The sequence below is a fragment of the Pantanalinema rosaneae CENA516 genome, assembly GCF_050753385.1.
In the GTDB taxonomy this organism is placed as follows: domain Bacteria; phylum Cyanobacteriota; class Cyanobacteriia; order Leptolyngbyales; family Leptolyngbyaceae; genus Pantanalinema; species Pantanalinema rosaneae.
The window spans coordinates 1-1888 of sequence record NZ_JBLZFZ010000157.1 but is presented as its reverse complement, the minus strand read 5'-3'; the positions used below and the strand labels follow the sequence as shown (position 1 = coordinate 1888).

At 54.0% G+C, this 1888-nt stretch carries 1 protein-coding gene; it reads left to right on the top strand.

Annotated elements, in window-relative coordinates; all coding sequences use genetic code 11:
- Positions 1 to 1888, top strand: a 1888-nt coding sequence (locus ACN4EK_RS32485) for a cobaltochelatase subunit CobN (protein WP_431662581.1), incomplete at both ends; no start/stop codon positions are given.

The following is a 1888-nucleotide window of genomic DNA, read 5'->3' as shown; positions in this document are numbered from 1 at the left end:
AGATGTGTATAAGAGACAGCTCCCCACCCCCCCAAGTCGGCATTCTGTTCTACCGCGCCCATTACCTGGCAGGCAACACCGCTCCCATCGATGCTCTGTGTCAAGCATTACGCGATCGCCAACTTGATCCCATCCCGGTCTTCGTCTCTTCCCTCCGTGATCCCGATGTGCAAGCCGAAGTTTTGCACTACTTCCAACCCAAAGACCAACCTGGCATTCAAGTTTTACTGAATACCACCAGCTTCGCGATCGCCACCCCATCTTCCCTATCTTCCCCTTCTCCCTCAACCTCCTTCTGGGATCGCCTGAATGTCCCCGTCCTCCAGGTCATTCTCAGTAGCGGGACTCAGGCACAGTGGCAGGAGCAGTTCCGGGGATTGTCGCCGCGTGATATGGCGATGAATGTGGCGTTACCGGAAGTGGATGGGCGAATTATTACCCGCGCCATTTCCTTTAAAGCCGTCCAAACTCGGCATCCTTTACTCGAAACCGATGTTGTGACTTACGAGCCAGTGCCTGATCGCGTGGCGTTTGTGGCGGATCTAGCGCTGAATTGGGTACGGTTACGGCAAACGGCGATCGGCGATCGGAAAGTGGCGTTGATTCTGGCGAACTATCCCACTCGGGACGGACGACTGGCAAATGGGGTGGGATTAGATACGCCTGCGAGTTGTGTGGAAATTCTCAAGGCGCTGCAACAGGCTGGTTATCGAGTCGAGCATCCCCCTCAAAGTAGTGAGGAGTTGATTCAGCGATTAACGACTGGTGTCACGAATGATCCGGAGGGGTGGGAGTTGCGTCCTGTGCCGCAATCACTTTCCTGGGAAGAGTATGAACGCTATTGGGCGACTTTGCCAGAGGCGGTTAGATCTGGGGTGGAGGGGAGATGGGGGGATGGGGTAAGTGAGGAGGATAAGGGAGATGGGGGAGTTAAGGAGGATAGGGGAGATCGGGAATTGCGGATTCCGGGGATGCAGTTGGGCAATGTGTTTGTGGGGATTCAACCAGCGCGAGGCTATGACCAGGATCCGGCGTTGAATTACCATGCACCGGATTTGGAGCCGACCCATGAATATTTGGCGTTTTATCACTGGTTACGATCGCAGTTTGGGGTGCAGGCGATCGTGCATGTGGGCAAACATGGGAATTTAGAATGGTTGCCGGGTAAAGGGATTGCGCTGTCGGAAGCGTGTTATCCCGAAGTGGCGTTAGGGGCATTGCCACACTTGTATCCGTTTATCGTTAATGATCCGGGAGAGGGAGCACAGGCAAAACGGCGGGCACAGGCGGTGATTTTGGATCACCTGACTCCACCGATGACCCGCGCTGAATTGTATGGCGCTTTACAGGAACTCGAAGGCTTGGTGGATGAATACTACGAAGCGCAAAGCCTTGATCCATCGCGGTTAAAACCGATTCGCGACAAGATTAGCCAATTGCTGCTGCGAGAGCATTTGCATCAAGATTTGGGCATTCCCACCGAGATCGGCAAGCTGAAAAATGAGCAAGCCGCGATCGCTAACTTTGAGTTATCAGTCTTAAATACGATCGATGGCTACCTCTGTGAACTGAAGGAAGCCCAAATTCGCGATGGTCTACATATTTTTGGTCAATGTCCCCAAGATCGCCAACTCCGCGACTTGATCATCGCCATTGCCCGTTTCCCTGGAGCCGGACGACTGGGATTAACCCGAGCGATCGCCCAAGACTGGCACTTAGATTTCGATCCCCTGACTGCCGATCCCATCCAACCCTTTGCCCATGAGCAACTCCCTACCTGCCGTAACCTGGGAGATGTGATTGCCGCGATCGAACACCACGCCACCTACCTGATCGACGATCTCCTCCCTCTCCCCCATCCTCCTGATCCTGTCTCTTATACACATCT